General features: G+C 71.5%; 13 protein-coding genes. 8 read left to right on the forward strand and 5 right to left on the reverse strand.

Annotated features, from left to right (window positions below; genetic code table 11):
• Positions 1–71: 71 nt before the first annotated feature.
• The gene (locus ON26_RS04455) at positions 72–1,346 is read left to right on the forward strand and encodes a M20 family metallopeptidase (protein ID WP_083883724.1); all 1,275 of its coding nucleotides are present in this window, start codon (positions 72–74) and stop codon (positions 1,344–1,346) included.
• Between the two features lie 98 nt (positions 1,347–1,444).
• Positions 1,445–2,662, forward strand: a complete 1,218-nt coding sequence (locus ON26_RS04460) for a M20 family metallopeptidase (RefSeq protein WP_083883727.1) — start codon at positions 1,445–1,447, stop codon at positions 2,660–2,662.
• A 111-nt stretch (positions 2,663–2,773) separates the two neighbouring features.
• Here ON26_RS04460 and ON26_RS04465 read toward each other — a convergent pair whose 3' ends face one another.
• A complete protein-coding gene (locus ON26_RS04465) occupies positions 2,774–3,253 on the reverse strand; it encodes a gamma-glutamylcyclotransferase family protein (RefSeq protein ID WP_040794676.1) in 480 nt (159 codons plus the stop codon).
• A gap of 139 nt (positions 3,254–3,392) precedes the next feature.
• Between ON26_RS04465 and ON26_RS04470 the strand changes: the two genes are divergently transcribed.
• The 4 genes from ON26_RS04470 (at position 3,393) to ON26_RS04485 (ending at position 8,662) form a co-directional block, all read left to right on the forward strand.
• A complete protein-coding gene (locus ON26_RS04470) occupies positions 3,393–4,796 on the forward strand; it encodes an NAD(P)H-quinone dehydrogenase (RefSeq protein ID WP_040794677.1) in 1,404 nt (467 codons plus the stop codon).
• A gap of 332 nt (positions 4,797–5,128) precedes the next feature.
• Positions 5,129–6,118, forward strand: coding sequence for a hypothetical protein (locus ON26_RS04475; RefSeq protein ID WP_040794678.1), 990 nt, complete (start codon positions 5,129–5,131; stop codon positions 6,116–6,118).
• A gap of 72 nt (positions 6,119–6,190) precedes the next feature.
• A complete protein-coding gene (locus ON26_RS04480) occupies positions 6,191–7,381 on the forward strand; it encodes a DUF8176 domain-containing protein (RefSeq protein WP_245545718.1) in 1,191 nt (396 codons plus the stop codon).
• Positions 7,382–7,471: 90 nt separating this feature from the next.
• Positions 7,472–8,662 carry an aminotransferase-like domain-containing protein gene (locus tag ON26_RS04485; RefSeq protein WP_040794680.1) on the forward strand — a complete coding sequence of 397 codons (1,191 nt, stop codon included), beginning with the start codon at positions 7,472–7,474 and terminating at the stop codon, positions 8,660–8,662.
• 28 nt (positions 8,663–8,690) lie between these two features.
• On the opposite strand, the gene glpK is transcribed toward ON26_RS04485, so the two are convergent.
• Complete coding sequence (gene glpK / locus ON26_RS04490; RefSeq protein ID WP_040794681.1) at positions 8,691–10,190, reverse strand: glycerol kinase GlpK; 1,500 nt, start codon at positions 10,188–10,190, stop codon at positions 8,691–8,693.
• A 230-nt stretch (positions 10,191–10,420) separates the two neighbouring features.
• Between glpK and ON26_RS04495 the strand changes: the two genes are divergently transcribed.
• The gene (locus ON26_RS04495; protein WP_040794682.1) at positions 10,421–12,154 is read left to right on the forward strand and encodes a glycerol-3-phosphate dehydrogenase/oxidase; all 1,734 of its coding nucleotides are present in this window, start codon (positions 10,421–10,423) and stop codon (positions 12,152–12,154) included.
• Positions 12,155–12,168: 14 nt separating this feature from the next.
• Here the strand turns inward: ON26_RS04495 and ON26_RS04500 are convergent, their stop codons facing one another.
• From ON26_RS04500 to ON26_RS04510, 3 genes are all read right to left on the reverse strand, one after another.
• Positions 12,169–12,789 carry a TetR/AcrR family transcriptional regulator gene (locus tag ON26_RS04500; protein ID WP_306307238.1) on the reverse strand — a complete coding sequence of 207 codons (621 nt, stop codon included), beginning with the start codon at positions 12,787–12,789 and terminating at the stop codon, positions 12,169–12,171.
• Positions 12,786–14,147, reverse strand: a complete 1,362-nt coding sequence (gene hpnE / locus ON26_RS04505) for a hydroxysqualene dehydroxylase HpnE (protein WP_040794683.1) — start codon at positions 14,145–14,147, stop codon at positions 12,786–12,788. Before hpnE ends, ON26_RS04500 begins: the two co-directional genes overlap by 4 nt.
• Before the next feature lie 89 nt (positions 14,148–14,236).
• Positions 14,237–14,782 carry a histidine phosphatase family protein gene (locus ON26_RS04510; RefSeq protein ID WP_040794684.1) on the reverse strand — a complete coding sequence of 182 codons (546 nt, stop codon included), beginning with the start codon at positions 14,780–14,782 and terminating at the stop codon, positions 14,237–14,239.
• 74 nt (positions 14,783–14,856) lie between these two features.
• Here ON26_RS04510 and ON26_RS04515 point away from each other — a divergent pair.
• A partial coding sequence (locus ON26_RS04515) for a DEAD/DEAH box helicase (RefSeq protein ID WP_245545719.1) occupies positions 14,857–17,766 on the forward strand: 2,910 nt, incomplete at its 3' end.

Genomic DNA, 17,766 nt, shown 5'->3' on the forward strand with positions numbered 1-17,766 from the left:
GCCGGGGCGGGCGACCCGCCTGCCGGGTGCGTACCGCGCCACGCTCCGCGCGCAGTGCCAGACTGTGTGCCATGCCACTTCCGCGTCCCGTCCCCTCGTCGCCCGACGGGGAGCAGCGAACGCGCGGCACCGCCGCCTCCACCCGCGCTCCGGACCCGGCCCGCTCCGACGTCCTCGTGCGCGCCGATGCCGCGGCGCTGGCGGCCGGTCCGCGGCTGATCGCCCTCTCGCACGCGCTGCACGCCGAACCGGAACTGGCCTTCGCCGAGTTCCGCAGCGTCGCCAAGGTCGTCGAGCCGCTGGCCGAGCGCGGCTTCACGATCCGCCGCGATGTCGCCGGGCTGCCGACCGCCTTCCGTGCCGAGTACGGCAGCGGCGCGCTGACCATCGGCCTGTGCGCCGAATACGACGCGCTGCCCGAGATCGGGCACGCCTGCGGGCACAACATCATCGCCGCCGCGGCGGTGGGCGCGGCGCTGGCGCTGGCCGAGGTCGCCGACGCGCTGGACATCACCGTGGTGGTGCTCGGCACGCCCGCCGAGGAGAGCGGCGGCGGCAAGGTGCTCATGCTGGAGGCCGGCGCCTTCGACGACATCGCGCTGGCGATGATGGTCCATCCCGGCCCGCTCGAGATCGCGGGCGCGCACTCCCTGGCGCTGGCCGATATCGCCGTCCGGTTCCACGGCAGGGAGGCGCACGCCAGCGCCGCGCCCGAGCAGGGCCGCAACGCCGGTGACGCGGTCACGGTCGCCCAGGTCGCGCTGGGTTTGCTGCGTCAGCACCTCCGGCCCGGCCAGCAACTGCACGGTATAATCAGCGACGGTGGCGTCGCCCCGAACATCGTGCCCGGCCATGCGGAACTGCTGTACTACCTGCGCGCAGCCGACTCCGCGTCGCTCGACGATCTGATGAGACGAGCCTCGGCCTGCTTCGAGGCGGGCGCCCTCGCGACCGGTTGCACGCACGAGATCCGGACGGTGGCGCCCACCTACACCGAGCTCACGCCCGACCCTGATCTGCTGGCGGTCTATCGCGAACAGATCGCCGCCCTGGGCCGGGTGCCCATCGCCGCGGATCTCGAGGCACGACGTCCGCTCGGCAGCACCGACATGGGCAACGTCACCAACGTCATCCCGGGGATCCACCCGGTCATCGGTATCGACACCGATGGGGCGGTGACGCACCAGCCGGGCTTCGCCACGGCCAGCGTCAACGCCTCGGCCGACCGCGCGGTGACCGACGGCGCGCTCGCGCTCGCGCGTACCGCGATCGCCGTCGCCCGCGATGACAACCACAGAGAGAGCGTGTTGCAACGTCTGGCCCGACGACAGGAGGAACTTCGGTGAACAATCTCGGCCGGCCCCTCGATCACGTGCACGGCCCCGCCGCGGGCGCGTGTGTGACCGCGGAAGGCCCGGCGACGGACACCGCGGGGACGGACACGATGGCGTGTACCACGGCCGAGACCGCTGCGGACGGAGATCCGGTGCAGGCTTGCGGCGCACATCCGGTGATCGAACAGTGGCTGGCCGCCCACGGCGCGGACCTCATCCGGTGGCGCAGGCACATCCACGCCCACCCGGAACTGTCCCGCACCGAGTTCGCCACCACCGAGTTCATCGAGGAACGCCTCGCCGAAGCCGGGCTGAACCCGCGCCGCATCTCCGGCGGCACCGGTCTGCTGTGCGATATCGGTCCCGAGGACGGGCCGCGTGTCGCGTTGCGCGCCGATATCGACGCGCTGCCGTTGCAGGAGTTCACCGGCCTGCCGTACTCCTCGACCGTGCCCGGCGTCTCGCACGCCTGTGGTCACGACGCGCACACCACGATCCTGCTCGGCACGGCGCTGGCGCTGGCCCAGCTGCCCGAGCTGCCGGTCGGCGTCCGGCTGGTCTTCCAGCCCGCCGAGGAGGTCATGCCCGGCGGTGCCATCGACATGGTGGCCGCGGGCGCGATGGCCGGGGTCGATCGCATCTTCGCGGTGCACTGCGATCCGCGCCTGGAGGTGGGCCGGGTCGGTGTCCGGGTCGGCCCGATCACCTCCGCCGCCGACACCGTCGAGCTGGTGCTGGACTCGCCCGGCGGGCACACCTCGCGCCCGCATCTGACCAGCGACCTGGTCTACGCGATCGGCACGGTCATCACCGGCCTGCCCGGCCTGCTCAGTCGCCGCATCGACCCGAGGACGAGCACGGTGATGGTCTGGGGCGCGGTCTCGGCGGGCAAGGCGCCGAACGCGATTCCCCAGACCGGGATGCTCACCGGCACCGTGCGCACCGGCGACCACGCGACCTGGTCGCTGCTCGAGCCGATGGTGCACGAGATCGTCGACGGCTTGCTCGCGCCCACCGGCGTGCGCTACCAGCTGAACTACCGCCGCGGGGTGCCGCCGGTGGTCAACGACGAGCAGTCCACCCGGTGGTTCGAGGACGCGATCCGCGCGCTCGGTCCCGACGCGCTGGCCGATACCCCGCAGTCCGGTGGCGGCGAGGACTTCTCCTGGTACCTCGAGGAGGTGCCGGGCGCGATGGCCAGGCTGGGCGTCTGGTCCGGCGAGGGCGAGCAGCTCGACCTGCACCAGCCAACCTTCGACATCGACGAGCGGGCGCTGGCCGTGGGCGTCCGGCTGTTCACGAATCTGGTGCTGTATCCGCAGCACTGAGAGCGCGCCGTGCGCGAGACGACACGAGCCTCCGGTCCCGCACGGGGCCGGAGGCTCGTCTCGTCGTGCGATGCCGGACCCGGAAGGTGTCCTCAGGCCGGGAAGTCGCCGTCAGACCGAGAAATTGCCCGGCCCGACATTGCGGCTGTTCCTGGTGCGCAGCGCGTGCACGTAGTCGGCGGGGGCGCCCGCCTTCTCGGCCGCGTCGGCCATGACGCCGATGTAGCGGGCCGAGGGCAGGCCACCCTCGTAGGCGTCCAGGACGTAGAGCCAGGCCAGTCGCGGTTCGGTGCCGCTGCCGGGGCTCGGCGTCACCCGCAGGCGGATCTTCTTGTGGATGCCGAAGTCCGAGCCCTCCCAGCGGTCCAGCGACTGCTCGTCCTCCGGCGAGACGTCGTAGAGCACGACGAACACGCGGGAGTTGGGGTCCTCCACCACCGTCGCGAGCGGGCCCTCCCAGCCGATGTCGTCACCGGCGAAGGTCAGCCGCCAGCCCTCCAACCAGCCGGTCCCGGACATGGGGGAGTGCGGACAGCGCTCGAGCATCTGCGACGAGTCCATGTTCGACCCGTAAGCGGCGTAAATCGGCACGTTGCAAAGGTTAGCCTGCCCGGGTCACAGTTCGCCGCGCATCCACTGTCCAGGTGTGTGGCGAAGGCGACACCGGCCCGGCGATTACCGTAAAGCTCATACCGGAGATCCCGGGCGACGAGCCGAAAGGGAAGTACCCATGACCCGAATCGCGATCATCGGCGGCGGACCGGCCGGCTACGAAGCCGCGCTGGTGGCGGCCCAGCACGGCGCCCAGGTGACCCTGATCGATCGGGACGGTATCGGCGGGGCGTGCGTGCTGTGGGACTGCGTGCCGTCCAAGACCTTCATCGCCTCCACCGGCATGCGCACCGACCTGCGCCGGGCCCGTGGCCTCGGCATCACGCTGGACCCCGACCAGGCCGCTGTGCAGTTGCCGGAGGTGAACGCGCGCGTGAAGGCGCTCGCGCTGGCCCAGTCCTCCGATATCCGCTCGAAGCTCCAGTCCGCCGGTGTGACCTTGGTCTCCGGCAAGGCCCGGTTCACCGATCCCGCGCCGGGGCGTTCCCCGCACCGCCTCCGGGTGGAGACCTCCGACGGGCGCGATCGCTCGATCGACGCCGAGGTGGTGTTGATCGCCACCGGCGCGAGCCCGCGTGTGCTGCCCGGCGCCGAGCCCGACGGCGAGCGCATCCTGACCTGGCGCCAGCTCTACGACCTGCGCGACCTGCCGGAAACGCTGGTGGTGGTCGGTTCCGGCGTCACCGGCGCCGAATTCGTCTCCGCCTACACCGAATTGGGCGTGCAGGTGAAGCTGGTCTCCAGTCGCGATCGGGTGCTGCCCGGCGAGGACGCCGACGCCGCCCTGGTGCTGGAGGAGGCGCTGGCCGAGCGTGGTGTCGAACTGGTCAAGCACGCTCGCGCGGATGCGGTGAAGCGCACCGCCGATGGCATCGTGGTCGAACTCTCCGACGGTCGCACGGTCGCGGGCACGCACGCGCTGATGACCGTCGGCTCCACCCCCAACACCGAGGATCTCGGCCTGGAGAAGGTGGGCATCGAGCTGGACAAGGGCGGATACCTGCGGGTGGACCGGGTTTCGCGCACCGGGCTGTCGGGCGTGTACGCCGCGGGCGACTGCACCGGCCTGCTGCCGCTGGCCTCGGTGGCGGCCATGCAGGGCCGGATCGCGATGTATCACGCGCTCGGCGAAGGGGTCAGCCCGATCCGCCTCAAGACCGTCGCCTCGGCGGTGTTCACCCGCCCGGAGATCGCGACCGTGGGCGTCAGCCAGACGGCGATCGACAACGGCGAGGTGCCCGCGCGCACGGTCATGCTGCCGCTGAACACCAATCCGCGCGCCAAGATGTCGGGTCTGCGACGGGGTTTCGTCAAGATCTTCTGTCGACCCGCGACCGGCGTGGTGATCGGCGGCGTGGTGGTGGCGCCGATCGCCTCCGAATTGATCCTGCCGATCGCGCTGGCGGTACAGAACAATCTTACGGTCAACGATCTCGCCCAGACATTCTCCGTTTACCCCTCGCTCACCGGCTCGGTCACCGAGGCGGCGCGCCTGCTCATGCGCCATGACGACCTGGACTGAAACAACCGCCGCCGGGCTCCGATAGTCCTGGCAGTGCGCGGGTTTCGTCGCGTTGCCTCCGATACCCGTGGTGTGGTTGACTCGCTCGCGAGAGATGCGATCGAGCGGATCGCCATGGGGTTCTGGTGTGGGGGGATGGTCCTTTCCGAACCGAACGAGAATGACCGATCGGTCATTCGGCGATCCGGCGCGTCTCGTCAGGGACAACTGAGTGCGGCCGAATTCACGGCCGCACCCGGGAAAGGGATTGGCGAAAAGTGAAACATCGTAAGCCGAGTCGGGCGCAGCGAGCGATGGCGAGCACGTCGTTGCCTCTGGCCACCGCTGCTGCCGTGGCTACCCTGTTCGCGTCGCCGGCGGGGGCCGTTCCGAACGATCCGACCACGCCTGCCACGCCCGCTCCGGTGCAGCCGGGCACCAACGACGCGCCGCAGGGCGGTTCCCAGCCCGGCACCGCGCAGCCCGGGCAGGGCGGCGAGAACGAGCAGGAGAAGAAGCCGGAGAACAAGCCGACTCCCAGCCAGCCCGGCGTCACCACGCCGGAGCAGGAGCAGGTGATGCCGGAGCCGAAGAAGGATCCGAAGCTGGCGACGCCGACCCAGCCGGGTGTCACCACCCCGCGCGTCGCCCCGCTGCCGGTGCCGGGTCAGGCCGAGGCGCCGCAGCCCGCCGCGACTCCGGAGGACGGCACCGAGAAGCCCGAGACCGCTCCGGCCGCGCCGGGCGCGGGCGAGACCGAGCCCGCCGCGCCGGGCGTGGAGAAGCCGAAGCCGCAGGCGGGCGCCCCCGCTCAGGCGGGCACCCCGTCGGAGACCGAGACCCTCGTGCAGGAGCCGCGCTGGTCGGCGCCGCGCCTGGAGACCGCTCCCGCCGCGCCGGTCGTCGAGATGACCGGTCCGCACCAGGAGATCGGCGCCAACATCGACGGCGGCGCGGTGCTGCCCGGCTACGTCGCCAACACCCACCACTTCAGCAACGAGGCGGGCTACGTCGGCACCATCGGCTACGCCACCCCGACCGGAGCCGGTGAGGCGGGCGCGTCGGTGGAGTTCGTCGACGTGAACACCATCAAGGTCACCACCTACACCGGTGGTGCGGGCCTGGCCGACAACAAGACCGAGTTCGTGCTCGACACCACCCAGGTCAACGAGGCCAAGGCCGCGGTGGAGTCCTGGATCGCCGCGCAGCCGGGCGGCGCGGCCGCGCTCGAAGCGGCCGCCCAGGTTAAACTTCCGCCGCTCGTCCCCGCGGGCGACGTCGCGCCGCAGACGGTGAACGTCGCAGGCGTGACCACCCAGTGGGGTGGTTCGTTCCAGTACTGAACGGGATGATTCGACGGGTGGGGCGGTCGGCAACGGCCGCCCCACCCGCGTGTTCCCGGGGAGAGGATTCGTGTGGTTTCCGAGGATGACGCGAAGGATCGCGACACCGACCGGCCGGGATCGCAATTCGGTCCCGCGGTAGGTGATTTCGGTCCTCCGGTCGGTGACTTCGGTCCGCCCGTCGGCGATTTCGGCCCGCCGGTGGACGAGTTCGGTGGCCCGTCCCTGGCGGAGACCGGCCCGATGTGGAAACCCACGGCCGACACACCGGAGATCGGCTGGCGTCCCGCCGACGGCTCGGTCCCGCCGCCCCCGCCTGCGTCCGCAAGCCCGGTCCCGCCGCCATCCGCTCCCGCGCCCCGGCCCGCTCCCACGGCCCAGGCCGCTCCCGCCGATCCGACCGTGAAATTCTCCGCGCCGACGGCCGACCCGTTCCGCGCCCCGGACGGCTCCGGATTCGCCGATGCCCCGTCCGTCGCGGAAGCCGAGGGCGATGCCTCGGTGGAGGAGACGGTGCGCTATTCCGCGCCCGGGGGCAAGCCGGCGGCGAGTACGCCCGCCGCACCGGTCAAGCCGGCCCAGGAGGGGCCGCAGCGCTGGTGGAACAGCCCGACCGAGTCCGGCGACGTGCCCAAACCGCCGACCGATTCCGGCTCGCCCGCCGGTCTGTCGTGGGCCGACGATCCGATCGCCAAGCGCCTGGCGCCCAAGCCCGCCGCCGCGAGTTCCGGCGGCGGTTCCGGATCCTCGCCGAATGTCTCCACCCGCAACATGCTGATCGGCATCGCGATCGTGGTCGTGCTGCTGATCGCGCTGGTGGTCACCATCGTCTCGCTCAGCGGCGACGACGAGACCGGCCGCGCGTCGGGCCCGAGTTCCACCGCCGCGTTGAGCTGCCCGGCCAGCCGAAGCGGCAAGGTCGTCGTCGGCAACGGGCAGGGTTCCACGGCGAGCGGCGCCGAGGCCATCCTGGGCTTCCAGTACGCGTTCTATGTCGAGCGCGACGGTGACCGGGTCCGCCGGTTCGTCGCCGACGACGCGGCCAACATCTCCAGTGCGCCGGTCATCCAGCAGGCGATCGACGAGCAGATCCCGCCGGGCACCACGCACTGCCTGCGGATCACCGAAGTGGCATCGGACACCTTCGACGTCGACCTGACCGAACACCGCCCGGATGGCATCACCACGGTGTATCCGCAGCGTGTGACCACGGTGGAGCGCAACGGCAAGATCTTGGTGACGGCCATCGAAGGACGCCCATAATCTCAACATTCGAGATCAACGTTTCATATTCTGGTTCGAGATGTGAAACAGTGGAGGCATCCTGTTCCGTGGCGTCTCCCGGAGGTCTCGATGTCGTCGACGTTCCCGTCGCTGTCCGCCAAGCTCGCCGGTCTGCAGAGCTCGGCCATTCGTGACCTGCTGAAGCTCACCGCGAACCCGCAGATCATCAGCCTCGCCGGCGGTCTGCCCGACGCCGAGCTCATGCCGCGCGAGCGCATCGCCGAGGCCGCCGAGGCCGCCCTGCGCGGTCCCGGCTGCCTGCAGTACACCGAGTCGCCGGGCTGGGGCCCGTTGCGCGAGGCGCTGGCCGAGCGCGAGTCGGCGCGGCTGGACCGGGCCGTGCCGGTGCCGGAGGTCTTCGTGACGCACGGCTCGCAGCAGGCGCTGTCGCTGCTGGCCGAGGTGTTGCTGGATCCGGGCGCGCTGGTGGTCGTCGAGGATCCCGCCTATGTCGGCGCGCTGCAGGTCTTCCGTGCCGCGGGTGCGCGCATCGTCGCGGTGCCGCTGGATGCCGAGGGGATGCGGACCGACGCGCTGCGCGAACTGCTGGCAGCCGGTGAGCGCCCGGCCGTGGTGCACACCGTCAGCAATTTCCACAATCCCGGCGGGGTCACCCTGAGCCCCGCCCGACGCGCCGAGCTGGCGCGGCTCGCCGAACAGTACGGCTTCTGGGTCGTCGAGGACGACCCCTACGGCGAACTGTGGTTCGACGCGCCCGCACCCGCGCCGGTGGCCTCCTACTCGGCGCACGTGATCCGGCTCAGCAGTGCCTCCAAGATCATCGCGCCGACTCTGCGCGTCGGCTGGATGGTCGCCCCCGACGAGGTGTGCCGGGCGGTCGAGCTGCTCAAGCAGGGCGCCGACCTGTGCGGTTCGGCGCTGACCCAGCAGATCGCCGCCGACCTGCTCACCGACGAGGCCTGGCTGTCGGGACATCTGCATCGCGTCCGCGACAGCTACGGCACCAGGGCGAAGGCGCTGGTGAACGCGGTGCGCACGACCTTCGGCGAGCGCGTGAGCTGTACCGACGCGGCTGGGGGCATGTTCGTGTGGGCCGACTTCACCGACGGCACCGACACCAAGGCGATGCTGGCGAGCGCGCTGGACGCCGGCGTGGCCTATGTGCCGGGCTCGGCCTTCGCCGCCGCCGACGGCGGCTACCAGGGCTCGATGCGGATGTGCTTCACCACTTCGGCCCCGCCGGTGCTCGAGGAGGCCGTGGCACGCATGGCGAAGGCGCACGCCACCGTGAGCGCCTGATCTTCTCCGCCCGGTCGACCGGGTCGGCTCAGTCGGCCCAGTTGTAGGTGCGTTCGACCGCCTTGCTCCAGGCGGCCAGATGCGCGTCACGGTCCCGCTGCGACATCGCGGGCAGCCAGGTGGTGTCGGCCTCCCAGTTCGCCCGGATGTCGTCGGTGCCCGTCCAGTACCCCACCGCGAGCCCGGCCGCGTAGGCGGCGCCCAGTGCGGTGGTCTCGGCGACCACCGGGCGAACCACCGGCACGTCGAGGATGTCGGACTGGAACTGCATGAGCAGCTCGTTGCCGGTCATCCCGCCGTCCACCTTGAGCGTCGTCAATTCCAGGTCCAGGCGCTGGGATTCGGCGTCGGCGCGCATGGCGTCGACCACCTCGCGGGTCTGGAAGGCGGTGGATTCCAGTACCGCGCGCGCCAGATGCGCCTTGGTGACGAATCGCGTCAGCCCGGCGATCACCCCGCGCGCGTCCGGGCGCCAGTGCGGCGCGTACAGGCCGGAGAAGGCGGGCACGATGTAGGCGCCGCCGTTGTCCTCGACGCTGCGGGCCAGCGGCTCTATCTCCGTGGCCGAGGAGATCAGGCCCAGGTTGTCGCGCAGCCACTGCACCAGCGAGCCGGTGACCGCGATGGAGCCTTCCAGCGCGTAGACCGCGGGCTGATCGCCGAGCCGGTAGCAGATCGTGGTGAGCAGGCCGTGCTTGCTGAACACCGGGGTGGTCCCGGTGTTGAGGAGCATGAAATTGCCTGTGCCATAGGTGTTCTTGGCCTCTCCCGGGGAGAGGCAGGCCTGTCCGAAGGTGGCGGCCTGCTGGTCGCCGAGGATGCCGGCGACCGGCACGCCGGTCAGCGGCCCCGCGGTGATCTCGCCGTAGACCTCCGAGGAGCCGGCGATGCGCGGCAGCATCGCGACCGGCACCCCGAGGTCCGCGCAGATGCCCTCGTCCCACTGCTGGGTGCGCAGGTCCATCAGCATGGTGCGGGAGGCGTTGGTGACGTCGGTGACGTGCTCGCCGGTCAGGTTCCACAGCAGCCAGCTGTCCACCGTCCCGAAACACAGCTCGCCGGCCTCGGCGCGTTCCCGGGCGCCCGGCACGCTGTCGAGGATCCAGCGCAGCTTGGGCCCGGAGAAGTAGGTCGACAGCGGCAGGCCGGTGCGGTCCTGGTAGCGGGCCGGGCCCTCGTCTCCGCCGAGTTCGGTGACCAGCCGGTCGGTGCGGACGTCCTGCCAGACGATGGCGTTGTGGATCGGCTCGCCGGTGGCTCGCTCCCACACCACGGTGGTCTCGCGCTGATTGGTGATGCCGACGGCGGCGATGTCCTCCCGGCTCAGGCCCAGCGTGTCGAGCGCCTCGCCGAGCACGAGCTCGGTATTGCGCCAGATGGCACGGGCATCGTGTTCGACCCATCCCGGCCGCGGGAAGATCTGTTCGTGCTCACGCTGAGCGATGCCGATGACCCGTCCGCCGCGGTCGAAGACGATGCACCTGCTCGAGGTCGTGCCTTGATCGAGGGCAGCCACATACCGACGCATGCAGGCAGGATACGCAACGGCCCGGATGGCGGGGATCACATCGCCGCGCGCGGGTGCGGGATGAAGATCGGAGTTACCGTCGAGTAGTCCGTGCCGGGCGGCGGCGAGGCACCGTGCTCACCGGTGTCCGGAGTGCCTAGCCTGTACACGAACCGCCCTGTTGCCGAACCGCCCGCAGAACCAACCGCCGGAATCGCGCGCTCGCAGACCAGTCGCTGGAGGAGCCGAGCATGACCAAGAAACCGCAATCGCAGATGCTCGGGCCCGAGCAGCGCCGTACGGCCTGGGAACGGCTCGGCAAGGAGCATTTCGACGTGGTGGTCGTCGGGGGCGGCGTGGTCGGCGCGGGCATCGCGCTGGACGCGGCCACCCGCGGCTTGGATGTGGCGCTGGTCGAGGCGCGCGACCTGGCCTCCGGTACCTCGAGCCGGTCGTCGAAGATGTTCCACGGCGGCCTGCGCTATCTGGAGCAGCTCGAGTTCGGCCTGGTGCGCGAGGCGCTGCGGGAGCGCGAACTCGCGCTGTCGACGCTCTCGCCGCACCTGGTCAAGCCGCTGCGCTTCCTCTACCCACTGACCCACCGCGGCTGGGAGCGCCCCTATGTGGCCGCGGGCCTGGTCCTCTACGACACCATGGGTGGCGCGAAATCCGTTCCGGGGCAACGTCATCTGACCCGCCACGGCGCGCTGCGGCTGGCCCCCGGCCTGCGCCGCGACGCGCTGATCGGCGGGGTGAGCTATTACGACACGGTCGTCGACGACGCCCGCCACACCATGACCATCGCCCGCACGGCCGCCCACTACGGCGCGGTCATCCGCACCTCGACCCAGGTCGTCGGCTTCCTGCGCGAGGCCGACCGGGTGAGCGGGGTGCGGATCCGCGACACCGAGGACGGTCGCACCGGCGAGGTCAGGGGACACGTCGTGATCAACGCGACCGGCGTGTGGACCGACGAGGTGCAGGCGCTGTCCAAGACCAGGGGCCGCTTCCAGGTGCGCGCCTCCAAGGGCGTGCACATCGTGGTCCCGCGCGACCGCATCGTCAGCGACACCGCCATGATCCTGCGGACCGCGACCTCGGTGCTGTTCGTCATCCCGTGGGGCGCGCACTGGATCATCGGCACCACCGACACCGACTGGAATCTCGATCTCGCCCATCCGGCGGCGACCCAGGCCGACATCGCCTACCTGCTGGACCGGGTGAACGAGGTGCTGGTCACCCCGATCACCCATGACGACATCACCGGCGTGTACGCCGGGCTGCGCCCGCTGCTGGCGGGCGAGAGCGACTCCACCTCGAAGCTGTCGCGCGAGCACGCCGTCGCGCGGATCGCGCCGGGCCTGGTCGCCATCGCGGGCGGCAAGTACACCACCTATCGCGTGATGGCCTACGACGCGGTGGACGAGGCGGCCCAGGACATCCCGGCCCGGGTGTCGCCGAGCATCACCGAGAAGGTGCGCCTGCTCGGCGCCGAGGGCTACTTCGCGCTGGTCAATCAGACCGTGCAACTGGCCGACGTCTACGGTCTGCACCCGTATCGGGTCAAGCACCTGCTCGACCGGTACGGCTCGCTGATCGACGAGGTGCTCGCACCCGCCGAGGATCAACCCGACCTGCTGCAGCCGATCGCCGCCGCGCCCTCGTATCTGCGGGCCGAGGCACTGTACGCGGTGACGGCCGAGGGTGCGTTGCACCTCGACGACATCCTGGCCAGGCGCACCCGCATCTCCATCGAGTACGACCATCGCGGCGCGGACTGCGCCGAGGAGGTGGCCCGCCTGGTCGGCCCGGTGCTCGGCTGGGACGAGACCGAGACCGAGCGCGAGATCGCCACCTACCGCTCGCGCGTCGAGGCCGAGATCCGCTCGCAGAAACAGCCCGACGACGCCTCCGCGGACGCCCTGCGGGTGGCCGCGCCGGAACCGCGCCCGCAACTGCTCGAACCGGTTCCGGTCGAGGGCTGAGCGCACCCGCGCCTCTACCCGCGCTCGCCGGCTTCCATGCGGACGGCCCAGCCGACGACGGCCCGCAGATAGCGCAGAACGGTGTCGTCGTCGCAGGCGACGGGGTCGGCCAGGTGCAGCCGGAACAGTTCTTCGATGGCGGCCAGCAGCAGCCGGGTGGTCGCGCCGTTCGGGTCGACCGTGACACCCGCGTAGCGCGACAGGTGCCTGGCGGTGATCGCCCGGGAGAACTTGCGGCCGACCTCCAGTTGCTTGCGCAGCAGCGGCGGCCCGCCGTCGGGCGGGCTGAGCAGGATGCGCCAGCTGTCCGGCGCGGCGTGCACGTAGGCGAGGATGCCGCGGCCGACCTCGTCGACGTCGGCGCCGGCGGCGTCCTCGCCCGACCAGTCCACGGTGAGCATGCCGCTGAGCGCGACCTGGGTCTCGCGTTCCAGCAGCGCCGCGGTCAGCCCGGCCAGGTCGCCGAACTGCTGGTAGATCAGGGCGCGCGCGACCCCGGCCGCCCGCGCGACCCGGTCGATGCCGACGGCGGCGAAGCCCTCGGCCACCACGATGTCGCGGGTGACGTCGAGCAGCTGATCGCGCCGCTCGGCCGCCGACATCCGCTTGCGTTTGCCCCCCTGCTCCTGGTTCACCGCGCCGGTGGTTGCGCCAGCAGCAGGTCCACCGCCTTGGCGGCGCTCTGGACGGCGCTCTCCATCGTGGCCGACCAGTCGGTGGCGGTCCAGTCGCCCGCCAGCACCAGCGAGGGCACCGAGGTGCGCTGCGGCGGGCGCAGCGCGTGGGTGCCGACGGTCTGGGAGAAGGTGGCCTTCGGCATCCGCACCACGTGCCCCTGCACCACCTTCGCCTCGGCGGCGGCCGGGTAGTACCGGCGCAGCAGCGCCAGCTGCTCGGCGATGATCTCGGCGTTGGTCTTGTGGATCTGCTCGTAGGCGCCGCTGGTGGTCAGGCAGTACAGCCACGCCTTCTCGGTGCTGCGCCCGGTCATCAGCTGCCGGTCGAAGACCTCGTCGATGACGCCGGTGCCGCCGATCAGGGCCTCGAACTCGGCCTCGGTGCCCAGCGGGCGGTCCAGGTACAGGTTGGTGCTGACGATCGGGGTGTAGTGCAGCTTGTCCGCGGCGGCGTAGATCTCGGAGTGCTCGGGCAGGTCGTCGAGCAGGCCGCCGATACCGGTGTTGGGGACCGCGCAGATCACCGCGTCGGCGGGCACCACCGAGCCGTCGGCCATGGCCACCCCGGTCACCGTGCCGTCGACGATGTGGATGCGCCGCGCCACCGCCCGGTATCGCACGTCCACGCCGTGCTTCTCGAACACCCGCAGCGCGCCGTCGACGTAGAGGGTGTCCAGGTCGGTGGTCGGGTAGCCGATGGAGACCGGAGTCCGGTGTTTGGCGCCCAACCGGAAACCGGTGGCCATCACATCGGCGAACACCTTGGCCGATTCGATCTCGACGGGTTCGGCGGCGATGCCGAGTGCCAGCCAATCCCACAGCGCCTCACGGGATTTCGCGGGCATGCCGATCCGCTCGAACCACTGCGCGGTGGTGATGTCGGCCAGGTCGTGCGGCTGGTTGAGTGCCTGCCAGACCAGCAGACCGGTGGCGCGCAGGGTGCGCAGCCGGTCCAGCAGGCCGGTGTCGGGGTGCAGGCCGGTGAGGGTGCGGATCGCGCCGAGGCCGCTGGTGGACATGGTGACCTTGCGGCCGTCGGGCCAGCGCAGGGTCGACCGGTCGGGGAAGGCGACGTATTCGCGGGTGCCGACGCTGGTGAGGTAGCGGAAGAGGTGTTCGTACCCGCTGGCGATGACGTGCTGACCGTTGTCCGGCGGATCGTCGACCGCGTCGACCTTCATCGCGTGGGCGCGCCCGCCCAGCCTGCCGCGCCGCTCGAGCAGCGTGACCTTCTTCCCCGCCTCGGCCAGCCAGACCGCCGAGGCCAACCCCGCCAATCCGCCGCCGATCACCACATACTGCCGCGGATCACCCATACCCGCTCCTCCCGCTCCGATTACGAATTGTTAGTTAATCGGGATTCTCATTCGGGCGCAAGGGGATCGGCGGCATCGCGCCGGGATGGTTATGAAGTGATCCGCAGGGTCCAGCGGGCTCGGTGACGCAGGCGCACGAGGCCGCCGGGGGCCACGTCCAGCCGCCAGAACGAGGCGGGCGGCGCGTCGAGGGTGATCAGCAGCGCGGACCGGATGATCGCGGGATGGGTCACCGCCACGGTCGCGACCCCCGCGGCGACCACATCGGCGAGCCAGTCCCGGGTGCGGGCCACCAGATCGGTGATCGATTCGCCCCCGTGCCCGGCGAAGGCGGGGTCGGTGAGCCAGCGCTGCAGGTCCTCGGGCGGCAGCGCGGTCAGATCGGCTCCGCGCCACTCGCCCGCGTCGAGATCGCGCAGACGCGCGTCGGGCCTGCCGGCGAGTCCGAGCCGTTCCGCGGTCTGCACCGCGCGACGCTCGGGCCCGGTCAGCACCGCGGCCCCCGCGGGCGGGGTGTAGCCGGGCAGGGCGTTGCGGCCAGCCTCGGTGAGCGGTTCGTCGTCGGGGAAGCGCGCGGCCCGCAGCGCCTCGGTGACGCCGTGACCGATCAGGTCGAGTTTCAGCGTGGTGCCCACGCGCAGCAGCGTACGGCCCCGCCTCCCGGCGCCGGTCGCGGCTGGTTGTCGGTGCGCGGGTGCACACTGAACGAGTGTCCCCGTTCTCGACCGCCAGGTTCTCCCGCGCGACCAGGGAATGGTTCGACGGCGCCTTCGCCGCGCCCACGTCGGCCCAGCTGGGCGCCTGGCAGGCGATCGCCGCGGGGGAGCACACGCTGGTGGTGGCGCCGACCGGATCCGGCAAGACGCTCTCGGCCTTCCTGTGGGCCATCGACGAGCTCGCCCGCCCGGGCGGCGACGCGGCGGAGGCTTCCGGGGCACCGTCCACGAAGGGCTCCTCGGTGCTCTACGTCTCCCCGCTCAAGGCCCTCGCGGTGGATGTCGAGCGCAATCTGCGCGCGCCGCTGGCGGGCATCACCCGCACCGCCGCCCGTCTCGGTCTGGAGGCGCCGGAGATCACCGTCGGCGTCCGCTCCGGCGACACCTCCCAGGCCGCGCGCCGGGCCATGCAGCGCACCCCGCCCGACATCCTGATCACCACCCCCGAATCGCTGTTCCTCATGCTCACCTCGGCCGCGCGCGAGACGCTGCGCACCGTGCGGACGGTCATCGTCGACGAGGTGCACGCCGTCGCCGGGTCCAAGCGTGGCGCGCACCTGGCGCTGTCGCTGGCCCGGCTCGACCTGCTCACCGAGCGGCCCGCCCAGCGCATCGGCCTGTCGGCGACGGTGCGCCCGGCGGAGGAGGTCGGCCGGTTCCTGAGCGGATCGGCCCCGGTCACCATCGTCGCGCCGCCCGCGCCCAAGACCTTCGACCTCAGCGTGCGGGTGCCGGTGCCGGACATGACCGAGCCGGGCGATTCCGACCAGCCGGGCTCGATCTGGCCGCATGTGGACGAGGCCGTGGTCGATCTGGTGCTCGCGCACCGCTCGTCGATCGTCTTCGCGAATTCCCGCAGGCTGGCCGAGCGCTTGACCGCCCGGCTCAACGAGTCCTACGCGGCCCGGCTCGGCGACCCGGTGGAGACCTCGCACGCCCCGCCCGCCCAGCTCGGGCCGAGTACCGAGGTCGTGCACGGCGCCGGGCAGCTGCTGGCCCGCGCGCACCACGGCTCGGTGAGCAAGGAGCAGCGCGCCCTCATCGAGGACGATCTCAAGAGCGGGCGGCTGCGCTGCGTGGTGGCCACCAGCAGCCTGGAACTGGGCATCGACATGGGCGCGGTCGACCTGGTGGTGCAGGTGGAGGCGCCGCCCTCGGTGTCGAGCGGGTTGCAGCGGATCGGCCGCGCCGGGCACCAGGTGGGGGAGACCTCGCGCGGCGTGCTGTTCCCCAAGCACCGCACCGACGTCGTGCACTGTGCGGTGACCGCGCACCGGATGGTGTCCGGGCAGATCGAGGCGCTGCGCATCCCGGCCCATCCCCTCGACATCCTGGCCCAGCAGACGGTGGCGGTGTGCGCGCTCGAGCCCGTCGACGCCGACGCCTGGTTCGAGACCGTGCGCAGCACCGGCAGTTTCGCCATGCTGCCCCGCTCGGCCTACGAATCGGTACTCGACCTGCTCGCCGGCCGCTATCCTTCCGACGAATTCGCCGAGCTGCGCCCGCGTCTGGTGTGGGATCGCGATGCGGGCACCCTCACCGGCAGGCCGGGCGCGCAACGCCTGGCGGTGACCTCCGGCGGCGCCATCCCCGATCGCGGCATGTTCGCGGTGTACATGGTGGGCGAGAAGAACTCGCGCGTCGGCGAACTCGACGAGGAGATGGTCTACGAATCCCGCGTCGGCGACGTGTTCGCCCTCGGCGCGACCAGCTGGCGCATCGAGGAGATCACCTTCGACCGGGTTCTCGTGACCCCGGCGTTCGGGCAGCCGGGCCGGTTGCCGTTCTGGCACGGCGACGGTCTGGGCCGCCCCGCCGAACTGGGCTTCGCGCTGGGGGAGTTCGTGCGCAAGGCGGTGAAACGGATCCCGGAGAGCGCCTCGGAGGCGGCGCGGGTGGACGGCGCGCTCGGCGATCTGCTCTCCGGCGCCGGGCTGGACGAGAACGCGACGGCCAATCTGGTCGCCCTGCTCGCCGACCAGCGGGCCGCCACCGGGCAGGTGCCCACCGACAAGACGCTGGTGGTGGAGCGGTTCCGCGACGAGCTCGGGGACTGGCGACTGGTGCTGCACTCGCCGTTCGGGCTGCCGGTGCACGCGCCGTGGGCACTGGCGGTCGGGTCCCGCCTGCGTGAACGGTTCGGTGTCGACGCCGCGCCGAACGCTTCCGACGACGGCATCGTGGTGCGCCTGCCCGACACCACCGACGAGCCGCCCGGCGCCGAACTGTTCGTCTTCGAGCCGGACGAGATCGACGAGATCGTCACCGAGCAGGTCGGCGCCTCGGCGCTGTTCGCCTCCCGCTTCCGCGAGTGCGCCGCCAGGGCGCTGCTGCTGCCGCGCCGCGACCCGGGCAAACGCGCTCCGCTGTGGCAGCAACGGCAACGCTCGGCCCAATTACTCGATGTGGCCAGGAAATTCCCCGATTTCCCGATCCTGCTGGAAACGGTGCGCGAATGCCTGCGCGATGTCTACGACCTGCCCGCCCTGACCGATGTGCTCGGCCGCGTCGCCCGCAGGCAGCTGCGCCTGATCGAGGTGGAGACCGCCACCCCCTCGCCGTTCGCCAACGCCCTGCTGTTCGATTACATCGGCCAGTTCATGTACGAGGGCGACAGCCCGCTGGCCGAACGCCGCGCCGCCGCCCTGTCACTGGACTCCGGCCTGCTGGCCGAACTGCTCGGCCGGGTGGAGCTGCGCGAACTGCTCGATCCGCAGATCCTCGAGCAGACCGAACGCGAACTGCAGCGCCTGACACCGGAACGGCGGGCCCGCGACGCCGAGGGCCTGGCCGACCTCCTGCGCCTGCTCGGCCCGCTCACTCCCGAGGAGGCGGGCCTGCGCTGTGCAGGCACGGGCGACCAGCAGGCCGCGGGCCGGGACGGCGCCGGGCACGATGCCGCC

The organism is Nocardia higoensis NBRC 100133, assembly GCF_000308595.1.
GTDB classification, from domain to species: Bacteria; Actinomycetota; Actinomycetes; order Mycobacteriales; family Mycobacteriaceae; genus Nocardia; species Nocardia higoensis.